Origin of the sequence: Paenibacillus paridis, from assembly GCF_006345825.1 — a bacterium.
GTDB lineage: Bacteria > Bacillota > Bacilli > Paenibacillales > Paenibacillaceae > Pristimantibacillus > Pristimantibacillus paridis.
Map to the genome: position 1 here is coordinate 23,420 of NZ_VCIX01000088.1, position 21,305 is coordinate 44,724.

Genomic DNA, 21,305 nt, shown 5'->3' on the forward strand with positions numbered 1-21,305 from the left:
GTATGGGGACGGTTTTTTGCCCAATATCCAACTGTGAAGCACGGCGCCAGCCGTCCGCTCTCAGGCAGCAGGGAGGCTGGTCCGCATGCGAAAATGGTTCCAATACGTTATACCCCATAAGCTGAAATATCGGCTGTTTGTCGCCTTTGCTCTCCTCATTCTGCTGCCGTTCGGCATCTTGAACGTCTATAATTTTCAGCGGATTGAATCAGTCATTCAGGAGAAAATCAGTGACCAAAGCCATGAGCAGCTCAAAAATTTACAGCGGACGCTGCAAGACCAGATGAGCATCGCGTTTAAGGCGCTTATTTTTCTGGAGCAGGATGCTGTCGTTCGCAATCTGCTGAAAGCGCCGGAAACCGGAAATCTGCTGGATAACAAGGATGTGATGGAGGAGAAGTTCAAAGGCATCAACAACAGCTTTTTTCTGTACAACCCGTCCGTGTATTTTACGCTGCTGGATTTACAGGGAAACGTCTACACTTCTTATCAGCCGAAGACGACACTAAATTACGAGTCTATGCGGCAAAGCCGCTGGTTCGAGGAAACGCTGCGCAAAGGCACGCCGTACCAGTGGGTTCCGAATGACGATAATTATTTGTTTTCGGATTTATCGCGAAGCAGTACCCTGCTCTCGCTCTATGGCGTATTGAGAGATTCGCAGCATAAGCCGTATGGCATGGCCCGCGTAAGCATCGATTACTCCTATTGGTTTAAATCGATATTGAATACCTCCTCCGGCGGACAGGAGTATTTCCTCATCACGGGCGAAGGAGAAGACGTGGCGCAAGGGGTTTCCGGAGACTCGCTGTCACGGGAGGTATCGGAGAAGATCGTGTCGGGCGGCAAGCAGGAAGGTTATCTGATTGATCCCGTGTCGGAGGCGCTTATTAATTTCAGCTATATTGAATCGTTGGACTGGTATATTGTGAACCGCATTCCGTCGGCTATTTTGTTCGATGATCTCTACTCGCTCAAGCAGCAATATTTTTTAACCTTTTTCATTTTCATTGCCGCATTTATTTTAATCGCCTTTATGATTGCTTACGGCTTCACCAGGCCTCTATCCCATATGCAAAACAAAATGCGGGAGGCCGTCCGTAAGGACTTGAACATCCGTTTGCCGGAGAAGCGTTATAAGGGCGAGGTGTTTGAGCTGGCCCAAACCTTCAATACGATGCTCGCCGACATGAACGGCTTGATCCGGCGCTTGAAGACCGAGGAGAGGGAAAAGGATGCCGTCCATTTCCAAATGCTGCTGGCCCAGCTGAATCCCCATTTTCTGCTTAACACGCTCAATACGATGAAGTGGCTTGCGCTGCGCAATGACCAGGATGAGATCGCAGAAATGAGCATGTCGCTTGGGAAGCTGCTGGAGACGAGCCTCAATTCCGATGTAGACTTAATACATTTGCGCGACGAAATGGAGCTAATCAAGGCTTATATTTATATCCAGCAAATGCGCTACAATCACCGCTTTACGATTCATTACGAATATGAGCAGGCCAATGAATATGTGCTCGTTCCGAAGCTTGCATTGCAGCCCTTGATCGAAAATGCCATTCAGCATGGCATTGCCCATATGACCGAAGGCGGCAGCATTCGAATCCGAATCTATGCGGAGGAGGAGCAAAGCCTCATTGTGGAGGTGGAGGACAACGGCGTGGGCGTCGAACGGGCGTCTACGATGCAGCCGGGAAGGAAGCGGCCGGGCATCGGGCTGAAAAATATAAAAGAGAGACTGCGATTGCTGTTCAAAGAAAAAGGAAGCCTTGAAATTTCTTCTTCAGAGAGCGGCACGCTCGTCAGGCTTCAATTTCCTTATCTGCTTTCAAGGCCGTTTGATCAAGGGCAGAACGCAAGCAAGGATCATGAGGTTTTGTAGAAGAGCGGAAGCCGCTTCTTTATCTTTGTAGATTATATATAGCAAAATGGTCAAACACTTGGATTCGATCCAGGTGTTTTTTTGTTGCCTGCAGCTGCGATGCTTCTTGCGGAATAGAACATATCTTTGTTTTCTCAAGAGTTCGGTGAGCTGAAAATGAATGGTTTTGTGATATGAAGTCGGTTGTTCTGTTACCTCAAATCGTTGTGGACTGCTGGTAGACTGGTCATATAAACAGCAAATGAGGTGTGTACATGAAACGAAATTGGATGAAGCGACAGCAGCTGCTCGGCTATCTGTTTATTGGACCTAATATGCTTGGCGTCGTTTTATTTTTTATTTTGCCAGCAATCTATTCTCTGTATCTTGTCTTTACAGATTACAAATTTATGGCGCCGAAAATGAGCTTTATCGGACTGGATAACGTTAAACGGCTGCTTCGCGATGAAATTTTTTATGTCTCTCTTCAAAATACCGTCGTCTTCCTGCTTGCGGTGCCGATATCGATTGGCCTAGCGTTTCTCGTAGCGCTGGCCCTAAACCGCAAGCTCTTTTTCAAAAAAACGCTGAGAGCGCTTTATTTCATGCCTTACATCACGAGCGGCGTGGCAGTCGCCTTCGTATGGATGCTGCTCTTTCATCCAAAGCAGGGGCCGATCAATGCGATCCTGACAAGCCTTGGCGTCAGCAACCCGCCGGGCTGGCTGTCTACAACAGAGTACTCCATGCTCGCCATTGATATTATTTGGATTTGGTTCATGCTCGGCTACAATATGATCATTTATTTGGCTGCTTTGCAGGAAATCTCCGGCGAGCTGCTTGAGGCGGCGAAGATTGACGGAGCCAAGCCCTATCAGGTCACCTACAAAATCGTGTGGCCGCTAGTCAGCCCGACAACCTTCCTGCTTATGATTACGGGGCTGATCATGACGATTAAGACCTTTGGTATTATTCAGGCCATTACCCAAGGCGGTCCGGGTAACAGCACAATGATTCTGTCACTGTTCGTATACAAAAATGCCTTCCGTTATTACGAGATGGGTTACGCTGCGACGATATCATGGGCTTTGTTCTTCATTATTATGCTGATCACCCTCGTGCAGTGGTGGGGGCAAAAACGCTGGGTTCACTACTGAGGAGGCTTACGCATGAAAATAATTACGAAGACAAGCCACTGGTGGCTGACCATACTCATGGCATTTTTTGCGATTGTTATGATTCTGCCTTTTGTCTGGATGTTCAGTACGTCCTTCAAAACGCCGGCGCAAGTATTTGAATACCCGGTCCGCTGGCTTCCGTCGCAGTGGATCTGGGATCATCACATCAAGGTATGGACGGGACCGAAGAGCTTTGGCACGTATTACATCAATTCTTTGAAAGTGTCGCTAATCAGCACGGTAGGGGCAACGCTGCTCTCTGCTTTTGCGGCATACGGCTTCTCCCGCATTGAGTTTAAAGGCAGAAATGCACTCTTCGTCGTGTACCTATCGATGATGATGGTTCCGCCGCAGGTACTGTTTGTGCCGAAGTTTCTTATGTTCGACAGTTGGGGCATTTACAATACGCATTGGGCGCTTATCTTGCCAGGCATGTTCACGATATTCGGGGTATTTATGATGCGGCAGTTTTTCCTCTCGATTCCGAATGAAATATCGGAGTCCGCATTTATAGACGGGGCGGGGCATATCCGGATATTTTTCCGGCTGATTATGCCGCTTGCCAAGCCCGCACTGGCAACGCTTGCGATTATCGACTTTTCCTGGCATTGGAACGATTATGAGAATGCGCTTGTATTCCTGATCGATGAAAGCCTGTATACGGTGCCGCTGGGCCTGCAAAATTTCATTCTTGAAAATAACGTGGACTACAACGGGATGATGGCGGCCGCTTCGGCGGGCATCGTGCCGATGCTCCTCGTATTCATTATCGGCGAACGCTTCATCGTGCAAGGCATTACGAATTCCGCAGTGAAAGGATGAGCTCAACATGAAGGAAGAAACGGTCCGCTCGGATGTAACCGTCGTCGGCGGAGGCTTGGCTGGCGTATGCGCCGCTGTAGCGGCAGCACGTCTAGGCAGCAAGGTGGCGCTAATCAATAACCGAGGCGTACTCGGCGGAAATTCCAGCAGTGAGGTTCGCGTATGGGTATGCGGAGCAACAGCGCACGGAACGAACCGTTACGCTAGGGAAACCGGCATCATGGGCGAAATGTTCGTAGAGAACCAGTATCAGAATCCGGATGGAAACCCTTATTTATGGGATTTGGTCGTTCTGGAGACGGTAAAGGCGGAGCCTAACATCCAGCTCTTCCTCCATACGGACGTGCATGAGGTGGAAGCGGACGGGCCGGAGCATGAGCGGCAAATCCAATCGGTGACGGGCTGGATGATGGGCTCGGAGCGGCGCATTCGCTTTGAGAGCCCAATATTTCTAGATTGTACGGGTGACGGCCTTGTCGGTTTTCTGGCAGGGGCGAAATATCGGCTCGGCAGAGAAGCCCGGCACGAATTTCATGAGGAATGGGCACCGGAAACGGCTGATGATATTACGCTCGGCAGCACGCTCCTCTTTTATACGAAAGATGCCGGGCATCCCGTGAGATTTGTGCCGCCAAGCTTCGCCAAGGACATTGCCCAAACGCAAATTCCGATTAAGCGGGTCATTCGAAGCGGGGATTCCGGCTGCCATTATTGGTGGATCGAATGGGGCGGGGAGCTGGACACGGTCCATGCGAATGAGCTGATCCGGGATGAGCTGTGGTCGGTCATCTACGGAATATGGGATTATATCAAAAACTCGGGACAATTCGAGGCGGATACGATGACGCTGGAGTGGGTAGGCTCGCTACCTGGCAAGCGGGAGTATCGCCGCTTTGTGGGCGATTATGTACTGAACCAAAACGATATCATCGCGCAAACGCCGTTTGAGGATCGGATCGCTTTCGGCGGCTGGTCGATCGATTTGCATCCGCCTCAAGGGATGTATGCGTCGGAGAGCGGCTCCAAGCATATGCATGCGGACGGCATCTATCACATTCCGTACCGCTCGCTGTATTCGGTTAATGTGAATAACATGCTGTTCGCAGGCCGCAATATTAGCGCAAGCCACGTGGCCTTTGGCACAACACGCGTGATGGCGACCTGCGCGGTCATCGGCGAAGCTGCCGGAACAGCGGCTGCGCTGTGTGCGCGCAATGAAGTAACGCCGAGAGAGTTGTATCAAAGCCGGCTGGAGGAGCTTCAACGGACGCTGCTCAAGCAGGATGCTTCCTTGATCGGGCTGGCGCTTAGCGATGAAGAGGAGCTTGCCCAAGCAGCCCAGCTATCCGCATCTTCCGTGTTTCAGAAGTTGCAGACCGATACGGATACCGACCATACGTATGCTCTGACAAATGATGCAGCTTTGCTGTTTCCTGTGGACGGGGGACTGGAGCGCTTGGAGCTGCTGGTGGACGTGATGCAGGATTCGGAGCTTTGCGTGGAGCTTTGGGATACCGGGCGAGCGGAAAATTACGTGCCTTCTCGTTTGCAAGCGTCGTCCAAGATCCGCTTAGCCAAAGGAGAGAAGCAATGGGCAGCGCTGGAGCTTGGCTGGCAGCCTGAACTTGCGCAAAACGCATTTGTCATTATCGCGCAAAATGACCACATTAAGCTGCATACGGTGCAGCAATCCATCCCGGGCGTGCTCGCCTTTGAGCGTAAAGCAGCTCCTAACGCGAGCAAGGATTTGGAGGACCATGATCCAACACAGCCGGTTATCGAGTGGAGCATGAAGCATTTGGCCCATCGGCTATTTGGCTTCCGAGTGCAAGGAAGCACATCGGCTTACGCGCCAGCTAAAGCTGTAGATGGCATTATCCGTCCGTATGGAGGCCCTCATCTGTGGATGTCCGAGTGTATGGCGGTTGGCCGCGAGGAATGGCTGCAGCTCGATTGGGAGCAGGAGCAGACCGTAACGGAGCTAAGAATCATTTGGAATAATGATGTGAACGAGGATCTCATTAATTTGCATCATCATTACACCTCGTTTGAGGTTTTGCCCGATTTGGCCAAGTCTTACCGAATCGAAGCCTTTGCCGCTGGAGAGTGGCATGCGGTTGCAGCCACGGCAGATAATCGCAGGCGATTGAATGTCGTGAAGCTGGAGAAGCCGGTGAAGACACAAGCGATTCGTATCGTTATCGAGGCGACAAACGGCTCTCCCTATGCTCAGCTTATCGCTATTCAACTATATAACGGGCATAGTGGACGCTGACGATCCCCATTTTGCAATCGAAAGGTTGACATAGCCCCGCTTATTCGCAATGATGGAATAGAATAGGCAGGGAAGGGAGTTGACCGCGATGAAATTAATAGTTGAGCAGCCAGCGGCAAGCTGGTACAAGACGGAGATGGGGCTGGTCGATGGAGACGCGATTCGTATATTTGTGCGATTAGGCGGCTGCGGCAGCGTACATCCGGGTCTTTCTCTTGGCATCACCAAGGATGAACCAAGAAGCATCGGTTTGAGCGTAGAAGCGGAAGGCGTAACTTATTATATAGAAGAAGATAATTTATGGTATTTGGAGAAAAAGTCGCTGCGCATCTCGTTTGACGAGAAATACGAAGAAATCAAAATGGATGTAGAATAAGAAGCAAGGGTGCCTCATAGCCGGTTTAACGGCGAGGCATCCCTTTTTTTTACGTATAGTAAATGATATGAGTTTGCTCATGCTTTCTCTATACAGCTATGCTAAACGTGAGCATAGCCTCCACAGGACGGCTTTCTGCTCACAGCTGAGAAATATAATAGGCAAACTGCAAGGGACTACTGTATATCCGTTTGGTAAGCTCCGGGCTTTTGAGATCCTTATAGATATCTTTTTGTGGTTTCCCGTTTAGCTCAATGATCCATAGTTTTTTTTGTTTATCTATGACAAAGTCGACACTAAGCTCTCCTAATAAACCGATGGAGCTTTCTGCTGATTTGGCAGCTTGTATTGCGAGATCGTACAACTCTTCGAGTGTTTGATCTCTTTCCTCTGTGGAGAGTAACTGTCCTAGCAACTCATAGCTGTCGTAAATTGATTCACACATACTCGTATTAAAATAGTCCTTGTAAGCGACTCTGCTTGTTATTGCTGTGACTGACCAGTTTCCTAAAACCCCTTTCTGTGCAAGAACCCGCAGATCAAAATAATGATGACCAAGCTGTTCCGTACGAACGCCCTGCTGAATAATGTAGTTATTCAATCCAGCTAGCTTATCCAATTTATCCAATAGCATCGGAACCTCTTCATTTTCTCTGCAAATATAGCAGGGGGCCAAGCAATGCAAGGAGATATGAACATCCCCGTTGTCCATTAATTCAATCCGGTGGACGGATTCCCCCTTTGAGCCGTAGAAGGGCTTCAAATATAAGATTTTGTACTTGGCGATTAGCGACGCTATATTCTCTCTTTTGTATAAGAAGGTGTCGGGTAAATGCGAACTAAGCCAGGATTGCGTTAATTGGTTATAAAGCTCCCATTTATTAAAATGGTTGACGGTGTTGAAGCATTTGTTTTTGCCGATAGCAAGCTCCAAGCGTTGGAGTGTCGTTATTTTTTTGTTAAAGCCCCGATTATAAACGGCATCAGGAAAAGGATATGAACGCTGCTTCCAGCTGCCCTTCTTTTGGCCAAGTCCAATAATTTTTCGTTTCTCCCAAACAATATCTGCTGGCGTGAAGGAAAATACTCTCACATTCAAGTCGTTAAAACGTTTATGAAGCTCCAAAATCGTTTTTCTATGTTTTTTGTGCGTGACTAGAATTCCAATTAAAGGACGTTTGTCCACTCTCATCGCTCCTTTGCTCTAGCTCTTTTATTATTAAATGCAAGTATAGAGAGAACGGACTGGGACATTAACATAATGAAGGGGCCATAGAACGAAAATAGTTCTCTATTTTGCCTATTTTTAAAATTTGATAGGTGTTTGCTGTGTTGGTTTCTTAATGGAATCAATATAATGAATTACGTTTGTCTGATCATAAGGAGCTGAGTACATGGGAAGGTGTAATTGCCCTCCTGGCCCTCCTGGACCTGAAGGCCCACGTGGCCCTCAAGGTATAGCGGGTCCATCAGGTGCTGCTGGAGCGACGGGAACAACAGGAGCAGTTGGGCCAGCAGGCCCCGCGGGTGCGGCAGGAACGGCAGGGGAAGCAGGCCCTGCGGGTGCGACAGGAGCGACGGGAACGGCAGGAGAAGCAGGTCCCGCGGGTGCGACAGGAGCGACGGGAACGGCAGGAGGAGCAGGTCCCGCGGGTGCGACAGGAGCGACGGGAACGGCAGGAGGAGCAGGTCCCGCGGGTGCGACAGGAGCGACGGGAACGGCAGGAGGAGCAGGTCCCGCGGGTGCGACAGGAGCGACGGGAACGGCAGGAGGAGCAGGTCCCGCGGGTGCGACAGGAGCGACGGGAACGGCAGGAGGAGCAGGTCCCGCGGGTGCGACAGGAGCGACGGGAACGGCAGGAGGAGCAGGTCCCGCGGGTGCGACAGGAGCGACGGGAACGGCAGGAGGAGCAGGTCCCGCGGGTGCGACAGGAGCGACGGGAACGGCAGGAGGAGCAGGTCCCGCGGGTGCGACAGGAGCGACGGGAACGGCAGGAGGAGCAGGTCCCGCGGGTGCGACAGGAGCGACGGGAACGGCAGGAGGAGCAGGTCCCGCGGGTGCGACAGGAGCGACGGGAACGGCAGGAGGAGCAGGTCCCGCGGGTGCGACAGGAGCGACGGGAACGGCAGGAGGAGCAGGTCCCGCGGGTGCGACAGGAGCGACGGGAACGGCAGGGGAAGCAGGCCCTGCAGGTGCGACAGGAGCGACGGGAACGGCAGGGGCAACGGGTTCAACAGGAGCAACGGGAACTGGTGGTATATTAGGTTTTGCGGATTTCTTCGCGCTAATGCCGCCTGATAATGCTACAACAGTAGCTCCTGGATCAGATGTAAGTTTTCCGCAGGATGGGCCTGTGAGCGGTGCAGGAGTTTCTCGTACAGGACCAAGTTCATTTAACATTGCTGCAATAGGTACCTATCAGGTGTTTTTTCAAGTCAGTGTAAATGAACCGGGACAGCTGCTTTTAACATTAAATGGCGTAGATTTAGCTTATACGGTGGTAGGTCGCGCGACAGGGACTACTCAACTTGTTGGCATGGCCATTGTGCAAACAACGGTTATTAATACGATAATTACTGTGCGAAATCCCGCTGGTAATGCGGCGGCACTGACGATTACTCCTCTCGCCGGAGGAACAAGATCCGTTTCGGCTCATCTTGTTATTACGCATCTTGCATAATCGTAAATCGTTAAGCATAGCCCAAATCATTATCCTGTTAGGTATTCTTTAGTACATGTATATACAATGAAAAGAGCTTTCCGATTAGCCTTTACAGGCTATTCGGAGAGCTCTTTCTATGAAAGAGGATTTCAGTTAAGCTTGTGGCGGGATAGACTGTTATGATTCTGTATTTATCGTTGATTTCATTCAGTCTCCAGAGGGGCAGGCTAAACCCGGCAAATTTCAATCGGGCATTGCTCGCATCTGCAGGTGTTGCGAAGATAATCCATGTTTTTGATAATGATCGTTCCGTTGCTGATTTCGAGAACCTCCGCCTTCCGCATATCGCTGAGCATACGGTTGACGCTCTCCCGCGTGGCCCCGATCATCTCCGCAAGATCCATATTAGTCGCCTTATAGTTTATTGTAATTTGATTGCCTTGCTTAATGCCGTAGGAATTGCTCATACGGATCAGCAGGGAGCAAAGGGCCCCCGGCTTGCCATAGAGGAGCAGATCCCTGAACTTGGTTTGCGTCATCCGGTACATGGCGCCCATCCACCGCATAAATTCAATGGCAAGGTCGCCATTGGCCAGCAGAAGCTTCTCCAGTTCCCCTTGTTCAATGACCCCGAACTCCGCAGCCTCAATGACCTCCGCACTAAAGGCCTGAACAGAAGGCTGGAACGGTGTAATATGCCCAAACATATCACCAGCATGATGAAGATATAGTGTGATTTTATTGCCTGTATCGGTCGTTTTCGTCAGCTTGACGCGGCCTTTCCTTACATAATACATATATTCGGCGGATTCGCCTTCTTGAAACAAAAAGCCGTGAACGTCGACCTTTCGGGTATGCATAATGCCTTTTAGCTTATTGAAGTTTTCTTCGGAGAAAAAAGCGGCCACCCCTGTATCCTGCCTGCTTTCCTCTTCGTTTAAAAGCGAGTATATGCTTACTGCCATTACTTGCCAGCCCCTCTCGGCTTATCTCTTGTTTCTATTTTAAATGAAGGAGCGCTCCTGCCATATCGGGGAACCTCCCTATTTATACCGAGGCTTTCGAGCAGAAACCCTGAGTAATAGTTCAGGGAGTTCCCCGACATACAAATGAAAAGGAATCCCCTAGAATAAGGGTATGGCAAGGGCGAGCAAACAAAGCTCAAGTCGCCAAGCATCACACGTAAGGGGGATTACAAAGTGGAGCACATACCTTTAAAAAGGGTTGAGCAGCTTGCTTTGAAGAAGCAGAAAGTGTTTCTGTCAAGCAAACTGAGGTATATATTGCGAGCGATGCTGGCGAGTATGTTTATCGGCTTCGGCGTCATCGTGGCTTTCAAGACAGGCAGCTTCTTCTATGAAACGCATAGCCCGCTCACTTATCCGATGGCGGCGATCACGTTTGGCGCAGCTATTATCTTAATTGCTTATGGCGGAGGAGACTTGTTCACCGGCAATACCTTCTACTTCACCTTCACTGCCCTTCGCGGCAAAATGCGGTGGGCAAACGTAATCAAATTATGGATTACGAGCTATGCGGGAAATTTTCTGGGAGCCGTTGCTTTTGCTCTTCTGATTTGGGCGACGGGGCTATTTAAGGATGCTTCCGTTAACGGCTTTCTGCTAAGCGTAGTAGAGAAGAAGCTTCACGCTCCCGTATTGGAATTATTTTTCCGAGGCGTGCTGTGTAACTGGTTGGTCTGCTTAGCATTTTTCGTACCGATGTCGCTGCGCGGCGATGGACCTAAGCTATTCGCCATGATGCTGTTCGTGTTCTGCTTCTTTATTTCCGGTTACGAGCACAGCATCGCTAATCTCTGCACGTTCGCCATTGCGCTAGTTCTTAATCACCCGGGCACGATCTCACTCGGCGGCATGATTCATAATCTGGTTCCGGTGACGCTCGGCAATTTAATCGGCGGTTCCGTCCTGATGGGCGTAATGTATTATTTCGTAAATAAACCATTTGATGAGGTGGAATAACAATGAAAAAAACAAAAGTAGTCGTAATCGGAGTAGGGGCGGTCGGATCCACAACAGCTTACACCTTGCTGCTTCGCAGCCGGATGGATGAGCTTGTACTCATTGATGCTAATGCAGGCAAGGCAGTCGGGGATGCACTCGATATGAACCACGGCATGCCGTTTCTGGGCCAAACCAAAGTATGGGCAGGCACCTACGAGGACTGCAAGGATGCGGATATCGTCATTATTACGGCAGGAGCTGCGCAAAAGCCGGGCGAGCCAAGGCTTAATCTACTCAAGCGCAACATTGCTATCTATGAGAGCATCGTTACGGAAGTATTGAAATACAATGATGATGGCATTCTGCTGATCGCTACGAACCCGGTAGATATTATGAGTTACTTCTGCTGGCAAAAATCGGGCTGGCCTACTCACCGCGTCATCGGCTCCGGTACGCTGCTCGACAGCGCACGCTTCCGCTATTTGATCGGAGAGAAATTGCAGCTCGACCCACGCAGCGTGCATGCCCATATTATCGGGGAGCATGGCGATTCCGAGCTTCCGGTATGGAGCCTTGCAAACGTAGCGGGCTCGTCCATCGCGCTAAGCGAAGAGGAGAAAACGGATATTTTTGTCCACACCAGAGATGCGGCTTATGAAATCATTGAAGCCAAAGGTGCAACGTACTATGCGATTGCTTTGGCGCTGGACCGGATTGTAACAGCAATTTTGCGAAATGAATCGGCAGTCCTCAACGTGTCTACTTTGGTAGAGAACTACCACGGCTTATCGGATGTATACATGGGCGTACCTTGCGTCGTCGACCGCCAAGGGGTACGAGAGGTGCTTGATATTCCGATTACCGAAGAAGAAAAGGCGCTGCTGCACCGTTCGGCGAGCAAGCTGAAGGAGCTTATTGAAACGATCTCGGTATAACCAGTGTAGAGGGCAGTTAAAAAATGGGCTGCCCCATTCGCCCACTTTGTGAAATAGATCACATACTAAAGGGTTAACAAGGTTTATAGTGAAGATACATCATAAAACAAAGGAGCTGATCGTCATGGTGATCAGATGGCTAAGCGAAAATAAATATGCAGCGGGGTTGCTGCTCGTGCTGCGCGTATACTTGGGTTGGCAGTGGCTGAGCGCAGGCTGGCATAAACTAGGCGGATTCGATGCAAGCGGATTTTTGAAAGGGGCTATCGGTACCCCTGTTATTGATAGGGCAACCAATGAGCTAGTGTATCCGACGTTTACCGCATTTCTTGAACATGTGGCCTTGCCAAATGCCAAAATCATAAATGTAGTGATTCCGATTGGCGAATGTCTGGTCGGATTGGGACTTATCGTTGGTGCTCTAACAGCAACCGCAGCTTTCTTCGGACTATTAATGAACTTCATGTTCATGTTCGCCGGTACGGTATCGACTAACCCTTGGCTCATGCTCTTCGGAATGATCGTCGTCGTCGCAGGAACAAACGCAGGCAAATACGGCGTGGACTACTTCGCACTTCCTTTCCTTCGCAAAACGTTCCAAAAAATGAAAGGGCGCGGAGACAACGGTGGCATAAATGGCAGGACGATTCCTCGTTAACCGTATATAAAAGAGGGATGTCCAATGCTTTTAAATCGTAAGATGGATACGGAGCGGGAAGAACGTTCTGGGGAGACGAAGAGTTTGCACTAGCAGTCTGATTGTAGCTCTAGTATGCAAAGAGTCTGGTTGCAACTTCGACTCCGAACAATAATCTACTCGCAGCGACCAAGTTGCTATATAGCAGCAATTTGGAAGGTAACAGCATGGAATGTCACAGTGAAAATGGAACAGATTTAAGGGATTGCAACTCATAATCAGCCAGTTAGAAGCCGCAGGTGAACCTAGTTCGCCTGCGGCTTCTTTCTATCTATAAAGCTAAATTTATTTATAAAACGGGCTTGAAAAAATGACGGCCTCTTACGGGATAAGTTCCTTGTACACGGCCGTTTTCCACTTCTAAATTTAGCCTTCGCCGGACCTTGTTTTCACGTTTGGCTATGATGTCACCCCATTTGATTTAGCAGGAATTTCTCCCGCTATTTTAATCAAATTTGGGCCTTTGCGGCATTTAAAAGGAATTTTTCCCTATAATTCTGGAAGATATGCCCGAAATGACGCGAAACGTTTGAACTAACAGGAGAAACTCCCACTAATTCATCCAACTGGCGAAAAACGCTATTTTAACAGGAGAAATTCCCGCTAATTCATCCAACTGGCGAAAAACGCTATTTTAATAGGAGAAATTCCCTCTAATTCATAACCACTCTATCGTTCCTCCATAAAACGGACAAAAGCAATGAAATTTGTAATCGACTTTAGTTCGCTTTCTATAGCTATCGCAAATAAGCTGCAATCGGGATGCTTCATTTGACAGGAGGGCATTAGTTTGTTATTTTTAAAATATTATATTCTTATTGGATTAGTCGGTATTAGGTGAGCGAGGGGTGTTTCCTATTAACATTGAAAATATTGAGGCCTTCGTCTACGTTATTCACTGTGGAAGCTTTAATAAGGCTGCCGATGCTCTCTATTTGTCCCAGCCATCCGTAACGGCCAGGATCAAATCGCTGGAGCAGGAGCTTGACTGCAAGCTGTTTGATCGGCAAGGCAAGCAAATTCAGATTACAGAGGATGGCAAACGGTTTTTGCCCTATGCCCAGCAGCTGCTCCTGATTTACCAGAAGGGCAAGCTGCATATCAATCAGAAGAAATCACTGCCCAATGAATTCCGAATCGGCTGTACCGTATCGGTATCCAATTATATTATTCCTGATTTGCTGCCGCGTTTGAAGCTGAGGTTTCCGAATACGCATTATAAGCTTGTGACCGGCACGACGGACGAGATTACAAATAAAGTGCTTGGCAAGGAAGTGGACATCGGCTTTGTCCGGAACGTGAACCATCCTAGCCTGCAATCCAGCAAGTTTTACGAGGACCCGATCCAGCTATATGCTTATGAAGGGCATCCTTTTTTGACGTCGGACAATCTGACGATCGAATCGATTGCCGAGCAGCCGCTGGTTTTCTTTGAATGCGGCTCGCTGGATTGGCTTCGAATCCACCGCATATTCGAGCATTTGGATTTGCCGCCTAATATTCAAATTCAAACGGATAATTCAGAGATGGCGAAGAAGCTCGTTATGCAGAAAGCAGGAATCGGCTTTTTGCCTAATCTGTGTGCGAAGCAGGAAATATTGGATGGAAAGCTGCATCCGATTCGGGTTCCTGAAACCGAGGGGATTTTCTTGCAGACCAATCTCATTTCGCATCATGGGGAGCATTTGGAGCTGCTCGATGCGATTACCGGGATCGGAAAGCAGCTTGCTGGCGAGAAGCACAGCTTATCGGCAATTTAAAAGCTGTAATAGAAAACCTCTATTATCGGGAAGCCTGCCGCTATGATACATTTATATTGTCAGTAAAGCCGATTGGAATAGTGTAATATAACATCCGTCCGCTGCTTCTTCTGAAGCAGCGGATTTTTTTATGCTTCATTGCATCGGACAAATCAATTTGCTTATAGAAGATCTCTATAAGAAATAGCATTGACGAAGTTGGCATTCAGGTGGTAAAGTGAATTCAATGCTAATTCTTACTTATCAGGTAGGAATTATAAGGATTTAAAAACTTCATTATTTGGGGGAAAAAGAAAATGAAAAAATGGTTCGTATCATCGATTGCACTAGTCCTGGCACTTACGCTTGCAGGTTGCGGCAGCAACACCAAAAATACAGGAGAAAATGCCGGAGCGGCTGGTGGAGATGCTCCAAAAGCAGTGACAAAAATCGTAGTCGGCACCGGAACGCAATTCCCCAATGTATGCTTTATTGACGAGAACGGCAAGCTGACTGGCTTCGACGTTGAATTGGTAAGAGAAATTGACAAACGTCTGGAAGATTATGAATTCGATATTCAAACAATGGAATTTACGAACTTGCTTCTTAGCCTAGAAACGAAAAAAATCGATTTGATTGCGCATGAAATGGAAAAAAATCCTGAGCGGGAGCAAAAATACCTGTTTAATAAAGAGCCTTATGCACACTGGAGAAACAAAATCGTCGTAGCTAAGGGCAATGATTCCGTTCAATCACTAGCTGACCTGAAAGGCAAAAAAGTGCTGACGACGGCAACAAGCGCAGCAGCAACGATTCTTGAAAACTATAACAAAGAGAATAACAACGCGTTAAATCTCGTATACCAAAACGGAGGCGCGAACGATTCCGTCGCACAAGTAACGACTGGCCGCGTAGAGGCATTCCTTGCTGCAGACTTCACGCTTTCCCTAATCGATCCTAAGCAAGAGCTTAAGACGGTTGGGCCTGCACTGAGTGAAGCGGACATTTTGTTCATGTTCCGCAAAGATGATCCTGACCAACAGAAGCTATCCGATGCTGTTGACGAAGTGATTAAAGAGCTTAAGGCAGACGGCACGCTTGCTAAGCTAAGCTCAGAATGGCTCGGCGACGACTTTACTTCTGAAGAAAAATAAACGTGGGTGAAAGGTGAGATGACTAGATGGGAGAACCATTTGATATCAGTTATGTGTTCGAGTATCTAGTAAAGCTGCTACCTACCTTGAAAATCACTCTTCTCATTGTAGTGAGTTCCATCGTAATCGGGCTGGGCGTCGGGTTTATCGTCGCCCTTCCCCAGCTTTATAAGATTCCGATTTTAAGACGGTTTTCGCAGGTGTATCTCTCCTTCTTCAGAGGCACTCCCATATTGATTCAGCTTTTTTTGTTTTATTATGGACTTCCCGAAATTTTGAAGCTCGTTAACCTGGATGTGGCCAAGGTACCGGCTTTATATTTTGTTATTCTCACGTACGCGCTGCACAGCGGAGCCTATATGGCCGAAATGATTCGGGCAGCCGTTGGAGCGGTGGATCGCGGACAGGTGGAAGCGGCGTATTCCGTTGGCATGAACGGTTTCCAAGCTTTTACGCGAATCGTGCTTCCGCAAGCCATGGCGATTGCTATACCTGTTTTTGCTAATCTGGTTATTGCTAATTTGAAGGATACGTCGCTCGCTTTCTCCTTAGGCATTATGGAGATGACGGGCAAGTCGCAGACGCTAGCCGTTATGTCGCGGCATTTTGTGGAAACGTACATTTCTCTCGCTATTATTTATTTTGTAATTAGCTTTGGCCTAGAGAAGCTGTTCCATCTGCTGGAGCGCAAGCTGCTGAAGCACGAGCGCCGAATCACGACAGAGGTAAAAGAGCAGCAGGTGAAGCTTGGAAAAACAAAGCGGTCTTTATTAGGATTTGGCTACAGTAGAGGAGGCAGGGAAAATGAAGCTTGATTTTGCATTCATTTGGACGGCATTTCTACAGCTGCTGACGGCTGTGCCAACGGCGCTGGCCATCACGGTCGTTTCCGTTTCCTGCGGTCTTCTTATTGGAACTAGCGTAGCGATAATCCGGCTTTACAAGATACCTGTCCTGCATCCGATAGCAGCTTCTTATGTTACCTTTATCCGGGGAACACCGATGCTGACGCATCTATTGCTTATCTATTTCGGTCTCCCGATTATCGTTGACGGCATATCGGAAGCACTCGGTCTATCGTTTCGTTCAGTCTCTATTCCGATGATAGGATTTGCTTATATCTCATTTTCTATTACAGCAGGGGCTTATATGTCCGAGGTTGTCAGGTCAGGCTTGCTCGCCGTGAACCGTGGACAAATTGAAGCCGCGTATTCCATTGGAATGACGACTTCGCAGGCGATGCGAAGAATTATTTTGCCGCAGGCTTTTTCAGCTAGCTTGCCGAACTTGTCCAACTCAGTCATCGGCATGCTGCACGGCTCGACGCTCGCTTTTACGGTGTCGGTGGTTGACATTAATGCCAAAGCGCAAATCGTCGCATCGACAAATTGGAAATTTTTTGAGGCTTATCTCGCGGCAGCTCTTATCTTCTGGGGACTAACCTTTATTATTGAACGGCTGACGGCGCTGGCCGAGAAGCGCTTTAATCTGTATAACCGAGGCGGTGTTTCATGATTAAGCTGACACAAATCAAGAAGAGCTTTGGTCGCAATGAGGTGCTGAAGGGAATCGATCTTACCGTTAAGAAGGGAGAGGTCGTCGCGATACTGGGCCCCAGCGGTTCCGGAAAAACAACGCTGCTGCGCTGCATCAATTATTTGGAGAAGCCAAGCGACGGACAAATTACGATTGACGAATTCACCGTTAATTACAAACGTCCGGATAAAAAGGATATTCATACCCTTCGCCAGAAAAGCGCGATGGTATTCCAGCAATATAATTTGTTCAAGCATAAGACTGCACTGGAAAATGTCATGGAAGGTTTGCTCATCGTCAAGAAGCTTCCGAAGGAGAAGGCACGCGAAATGAGCGTAGAGCTGCTGGATAAGGTCGGGCTCGGCAACAAACTGGATGCGTATCCAAGCGAGCTCTCGGGCGGGCAACAGCAGCGCGTCGGGATCGCCCGTGCGTTAGCGCTCAATCCCGAAGTGATTCTGTTCGATGAGCCGACGTCAGCGCTTGATCCGGAGCTGGTTGGCGAGGTGCTGGGCGTCATTCGCAAAATCGCCAAGGAAGGCATTACGATGATCATCGTTACGCACGAGATGAGCTTTGCCCAGGATGTCGCCAACCATGTTGTATTTATGGACGGGGGAGTCATTGTGGAGGAAGGGAAGCCATCCGAAATTTTTAATAACCCGAAGGAAGAAAGAACGAAGCAATTTTTCAAGCGAATTACGCCAGACGGCGTGTATTCCATTTAAATAAGTAGAGGAGCGAATCGATATGTCACTTAAAATTGGCATTCTGGATCAAAGCATTATTTTCCCCGGCCAGACGGCTGCTGAGGCTTTAGGGAATACCGTCAAGCTGGCACAGCTGGCGGAATCGCTTGGCTTCGAGCGCTTTTGGGTATCGGAGCACCATGATTCCCCGGGAATGGCAGGCTCCTCGCCAGAGGTGCTAATCGCGTATTTGCTGGCTCAAACGAAATCGATTCGAATCGGTTCCGGCGGCGTCATGCTGCAGCATTACAGCCCTTATAAAGTTGCTGAAAACTTCAACGTGCTTGCTTCGTTGGCGCCTGGACGGGTGGAGCTCGGCATTGGGCGTGCACCTGGCGGGCTGCCTCGTTCGACCAAAGCATTGCAGAAGGGCGTGACCGATCATCCGACGCTAGCGGAAAAATTGACAGAGCTGGAACAGCTTCTCCATGCGCCGACAGGCGAGGAGCACCCGTTGGCCGGGCTTGAAGCGAGCCCGCTGCCGGTTGCACCCGCAGAGATTTATTTGCTCGGCACAAGCGTATCGAGTGCGGAGCTGGCTGCAGAGAAGGGGTATCCGTACGCTTTTGCTCTATTTATTAATAATGATCCTGCTTTGGCTAGCCAAGCGCTGGATACGTACAAGAAGAACTTTAACCGCTCGCTTGGCGGCGAGCCGAAGACGATATTGGCATTATCCGTCATTGCCTCCGATACGGAAGAGGAAGCGAATGCTTTGGCAGGCAATTTCAAAAGCGTGAGAGTGACGCTGGCTAGCGGCAAAACGGTTAATGTCGGGTCGCTGGAGCAAGCGAAGGAATTTGCGCGGCAAGCAGGCGAGGAATTTACAGCCGAGGAAAGAGACGCGGACATTACGCGCGGCACGAAGGAAACCGTTCGGAAACGGCTGCTCGAAATACAGGAGCAATACGGCGTGGATGAATTCGTATTTACGACGATCATTCCCGATTTCGCGAAACGAATCCGATCCTTTGAGCTGCTGAAGGAAGCCTTTGAAGGGGAATTGGTATGACAAAACGTACAGCTGAATCCATCGAGCAGCAGTTAGTAGCCATCAGACGGCAGCTGCATGAGCATCCAGAGCTCTCCCATGAGGAGTTCGAGACCACGGCGGCGATACGCGGCTGGCTGACGGAAGCTGGCATTCGAATCGTTGATTATGGGCTGAAGACCGGTGTCATTGCTGAGATTGGCGGCTTGCTGGACGGCCCGGTTGTCGCGGTTCGCGCCGATATCGACGCCTTGCCGATACAGGAAGAGACGGGATTATCGTTCGCTTCCAAGATTCCGGGAAAAATGCATGCCTGCGGCCATGACTTCCATACCGCTTCAATTCTCGGTACGGCCTTCCTGCTCAAAGAGCAGGAGCAGGAGCTGCGGGGCACCGTACGCTTTCTGTTCCAGCCGGCGGAGGAGAAGGCGAAAGGAGCAGGGCAGCTTATTGCGAGCGGAGCTCTAAAAGGTGTGGATGCGGTGTTTGGCCTGCATAACAAGCCGGATCTGCCCGTGGGTACAATCGGAATCAAGGGTGGTCCGATTATGGCGGCAGCTGACGGCTTTGTGGTTGAGGTTGCCGGCCGCGGAAGCCATGCTGCGGTGCCTGAAGCCGGTCTTGACCCGATCGTTACGGCGGCGCATATCATTACCGCACTGCAGTCGATCGTCAGCCGCAGCGTAAGCGCGCTTGATAGCGCAGTTGTCAGTGTGACGAGGCTTCATGCGGGAACGGCGTGGAACGTCATTTCCGATAAAGCGGTATTCGACGGTACGATTCGCACGTTTGACGAGAGCGTACGCGAGAAGGTTCGCGAGCGCTTCGAGCAGGTGGTTACCGGCGTGGCTTCCGCGTTTGCGACAACGGCGCAGGTGAAATGGCTGGAAGGACCTCCGGCGGTCGTGAACGACCAAAAGTGGGCGGATCAGGCAACGGTTACGGCTGAAGCGCTTGGCTTGACTGTCATACAGCCCGTGCCTTCGCCAGCGGGAGAAGACTTCGCTTTCTATTTGAAAGAAACGGAAGGGCTATTCGTCTTTCTCGGCACGGCAGGTCCGCAGGAGTGGCATCATCCGGCTTTTGATCTGGATGAGAAAGCACTGCCGATCGCAGCATCTTTTTTTGCATCATTAGCTTCTGATGCCTTGCGAAAGCTGGCGGATGATCGGTTGCGGGGAGGACGACAGCATTCCGAAATCCTATGATGTCATCGTCGTCGGCGCGGGCTCGATGGGCATGAGTGCCGGTTATGAGCTTGCGGCGCGCGGGGCAAAGACGCTGCTTATCGATGCTTTCGACCCCCCTCACTCGAACGGGAGCCATCACGGCGAACCGCGCCTCATCAGGCATGCGTACCATGGCGGAGACAACTATGTGAAGATGGCGCTGCGAGCGGATGAACGCTGGCTTGCGCTGGAGAAGGAAACCGGCCAAAAGCTGCTGGAGCGCTCTGGTGTATTGAATATGGCGGAAACGAGCTATTACAACTATGAAGGCAGGTTGGACGATGCGCGGGCGAATGGCGTGCAGGTTGAATTGCTGAGTGCTTCAGAGATCAATCGGCGCTTTCCGGGCGTTCAGCTTCCGGATTCCTTTCAAGGCATGTATGAGCCGAATGCCGGTTACTTATACAGCGAACGCTGCGTGACTGCCTATAAGCAGCTAGCCATTGCAGCCGGAGCCGAGCTGCTGGTGAACACCTTCGTCACCGATATTCAAGCGACTTCTTCGAGAGTAACGGTATTTACGAAAGATGCTTCCTATACAGCGCCGCAAATTATTATTACCGTTGGCGCATGGTTCAATATGCTGTCCAATCACATCTCGCTGCCGATCCGGGCCGTCCGTAAGGTCGTAGGCTGGTTTGAAACGAATTCGGCAGCATTCGATGCAGGCGTGTTTCCCGGTTTTACCTGGGGCGGCGCGGCAGGCGGTTATTATGGCTTTCCGAGCATACATGGCGCAGGAATCAAAATTGGCCGGCATGATACGGGAGTGGAATGGTCCCCGGGCGAGCCCATTGCGCCGTTCGGGGCTTACCCGGAGGACGAGGATGACCTTCGCCGTGCGCTCGACGCTTTTGTTCCCGGAGCAGCGGGGAAGCTGCTGCAAAGCGCGGTGTGCAAATATGAGTTTACGCCGGACGAGGACTTCATTATTGATGCCCATCCGGAGCATGCGAACGTGCTGCTTGCCGGAGGCTTCTCTGGTCACGGCTTCAAATTCGCAAGCGTGGTCGGCGAGATTTTAGCTGATCAATTGGAAAAGAAACCTACCGGCTATGATCTTCGACTATTCGAGCTAAGCCGTTTTGCTAAATGAGATGATCCATATTATTGCCATTCATAAGGAGGAGCTT

Annotated in this window: 19 protein-coding genes; 17 read left to right on the forward strand and 2 right to left on the reverse strand. The window is 49.9% G+C overall.

Going from position 1 to position 21,305, the window contains the following annotated elements; translation table 11 throughout:
* The first annotated feature begins 85 nt into the window (after positions 1–85).
* The 5 genes from FJQ58_RS17265 (at position 86) to FJQ58_RS17285 (ending at position 6,515) form a co-directional block, all read left to right on the forward strand.
* On the forward strand, positions 86–1,885 hold the full coding sequence (locus FJQ58_RS17265) for a cache domain-containing sensor histidine kinase (RefSeq protein ID WP_139995639.1): 1,800 nt from the start codon (positions 86–88) through the stop codon (positions 1,883–1,885).
* Between the two features lie 254 nt (positions 1,886–2,139).
* Entirely contained in the window at positions 2,140–3,021 is an 882-nt protein-coding gene (locus FJQ58_RS17270) for a carbohydrate ABC transporter permease (protein WP_139995641.1), read from the forward strand.
* A 12-nt stretch (positions 3,022–3,033) separates the two neighbouring features.
* Positions 3,034–3,864, forward strand: coding sequence for a carbohydrate ABC transporter permease (locus FJQ58_RS17275; RefSeq protein WP_139995643.1), 831 nt, complete (start codon positions 3,034–3,036; stop codon positions 3,862–3,864).
* Between the two features lie 7 nt (positions 3,865–3,871).
* A complete protein-coding gene (locus FJQ58_RS17280; protein WP_139995645.1) occupies positions 3,872–6,139 on the forward strand; it encodes an FAD-dependent oxidoreductase in 2,268 nt (755 codons plus the stop codon).
* A gap of 88 nt (positions 6,140–6,227) precedes the next feature.
* A complete protein-coding gene (locus tag FJQ58_RS17285; RefSeq protein ID WP_139995647.1) occupies positions 6,228–6,515 on the forward strand; it encodes a HesB/YadR/YfhF family protein in 288 nt (95 codons plus the stop codon).
* A 139-nt stretch (positions 6,516–6,654) separates the two neighbouring features.
* Here the strand turns inward: FJQ58_RS17285 and FJQ58_RS17290 are convergent, their stop codons facing one another.
* A complete protein-coding gene (locus FJQ58_RS17290; RefSeq protein ID WP_139995649.1) occupies positions 6,655–7,701 on the reverse strand; it encodes a YheC/YheD family endospore coat-associated protein in 1,047 nt (348 codons plus the stop codon).
* Between the two features lie 208 nt (positions 7,702–7,909).
* On the opposite strand from FJQ58_RS17290, the gene FJQ58_RS17295 reads away from it, so the two are divergent.
* Complete coding sequence (locus FJQ58_RS17295) at positions 7,910–9,196, forward strand: collagen-like protein (protein WP_139995651.1); 1,287 nt, start codon at positions 7,910–7,912, stop codon at positions 9,194–9,196.
* A gap of 209 nt (positions 9,197–9,405) precedes the next feature.
* Here the strand turns inward: FJQ58_RS17295 and FJQ58_RS17300 are convergent, their stop codons facing one another.
* Complete coding sequence (locus FJQ58_RS17300) at positions 9,406–10,143, reverse strand: Crp/Fnr family transcriptional regulator (protein WP_139995653.1); 738 nt, start codon at positions 10,141–10,143, stop codon at positions 9,406–9,408.
* Between the two features lie 234 nt (positions 10,144–10,377).
* Here FJQ58_RS17300 and FJQ58_RS17305 point away from each other — a divergent pair, with 234 nt between their 5' ends.
* From FJQ58_RS17305 to solA, 11 genes are all read left to right on the forward strand, one after another.
* Positions 10,378–11,160, forward strand: coding sequence for a formate/nitrite transporter family protein (locus FJQ58_RS17305; RefSeq protein WP_139995655.1), 783 nt, complete (start codon positions 10,378–10,380; stop codon positions 11,158–11,160).
* Positions 11,161–11,162: 2 nt separating this feature from the next.
* A complete protein-coding gene (locus FJQ58_RS17310; protein WP_139995657.1) occupies positions 11,163–12,077 on the forward strand; it encodes an L-lactate dehydrogenase in 915 nt (304 codons plus the stop codon).
* A 124-nt stretch (positions 12,078–12,201) separates the two neighbouring features.
* The gene (locus tag FJQ58_RS17315; RefSeq protein ID WP_139995659.1) at positions 12,202–12,735 is read left to right on the forward strand and encodes a DoxX family protein; all 534 of its coding nucleotides are present in this window, start codon (positions 12,202–12,204) and stop codon (positions 12,733–12,735) included.
* Positions 12,736–13,622: 887 nt separating this feature from the next.
* Positions 13,623–14,534 (forward strand): LysR family transcriptional regulator, encoded by a 912-nt coding sequence (locus FJQ58_RS17320; protein WP_338016149.1) that lies wholly within the window; start codon positions 13,623–13,625, stop codon positions 14,532–14,534.
* 296 nt (positions 14,535–14,830) lie between these two features.
* Complete coding sequence (locus tag FJQ58_RS17325) at positions 14,831–15,667, forward strand: transporter substrate-binding domain-containing protein (protein ID WP_139995661.1); 837 nt, start codon at positions 14,831–14,833, stop codon at positions 15,665–15,667.
* Positions 15,668–15,693: 26 nt separating this feature from the next.
* Positions 15,694–16,482, forward strand: a complete 789-nt coding sequence (locus FJQ58_RS17330; protein ID WP_139995663.1) for an amino acid ABC transporter permease — start codon at positions 15,694–15,696, stop codon at positions 16,480–16,482.
* The gene (locus tag FJQ58_RS17335; protein ID WP_139995665.1) at positions 16,472–17,182 is read left to right on the forward strand and encodes an amino acid ABC transporter permease; all 711 of its coding nucleotides are present in this window, start codon (positions 16,472–16,474) and stop codon (positions 17,180–17,182) included. Before FJQ58_RS17330 ends, FJQ58_RS17335 begins: the two co-directional genes overlap by 11 nt.
* The gene (locus FJQ58_RS17340; RefSeq protein ID WP_139995667.1) at positions 17,179–17,931 is read left to right on the forward strand and encodes an amino acid ABC transporter ATP-binding protein; all 753 of its coding nucleotides are present in this window, start codon (positions 17,179–17,181) and stop codon (positions 17,929–17,931) included. The genes FJQ58_RS17335 and FJQ58_RS17340 overlap by 4 nt, the downstream gene beginning before the upstream one ends.
* Before the next feature lie 22 nt (positions 17,932–17,953).
* Positions 17,954–18,964: an LLM class flavin-dependent oxidoreductase gene (locus FJQ58_RS17345; protein ID WP_139995669.1), complete on the forward strand. Its 1,011-nt coding sequence runs from the start codon at positions 17,954–17,956 to the stop codon at positions 18,962–18,964.
* On the forward strand, positions 18,961–20,151 hold the full coding sequence (locus FJQ58_RS17350) for an amidohydrolase (protein ID WP_139995671.1): 1,191 nt from the start codon (positions 18,961–18,963) through the stop codon (positions 20,149–20,151). The genes FJQ58_RS17345 and FJQ58_RS17350 overlap by 4 nt, the downstream gene beginning before the upstream one ends.
* The gene (gene solA, locus FJQ58_RS17355) at positions 20,108–21,268 is read left to right on the forward strand and encodes an N-methyl-L-tryptophan oxidase (RefSeq protein ID WP_139995673.1); all 1,161 of its coding nucleotides are present in this window, start codon (positions 20,108–20,110) and stop codon (positions 21,266–21,268) included. The genes FJQ58_RS17350 and solA overlap by 44 nt, the downstream gene beginning before the upstream one ends.
* Positions 21,269–21,305: the final 37 nt, after the last annotated feature.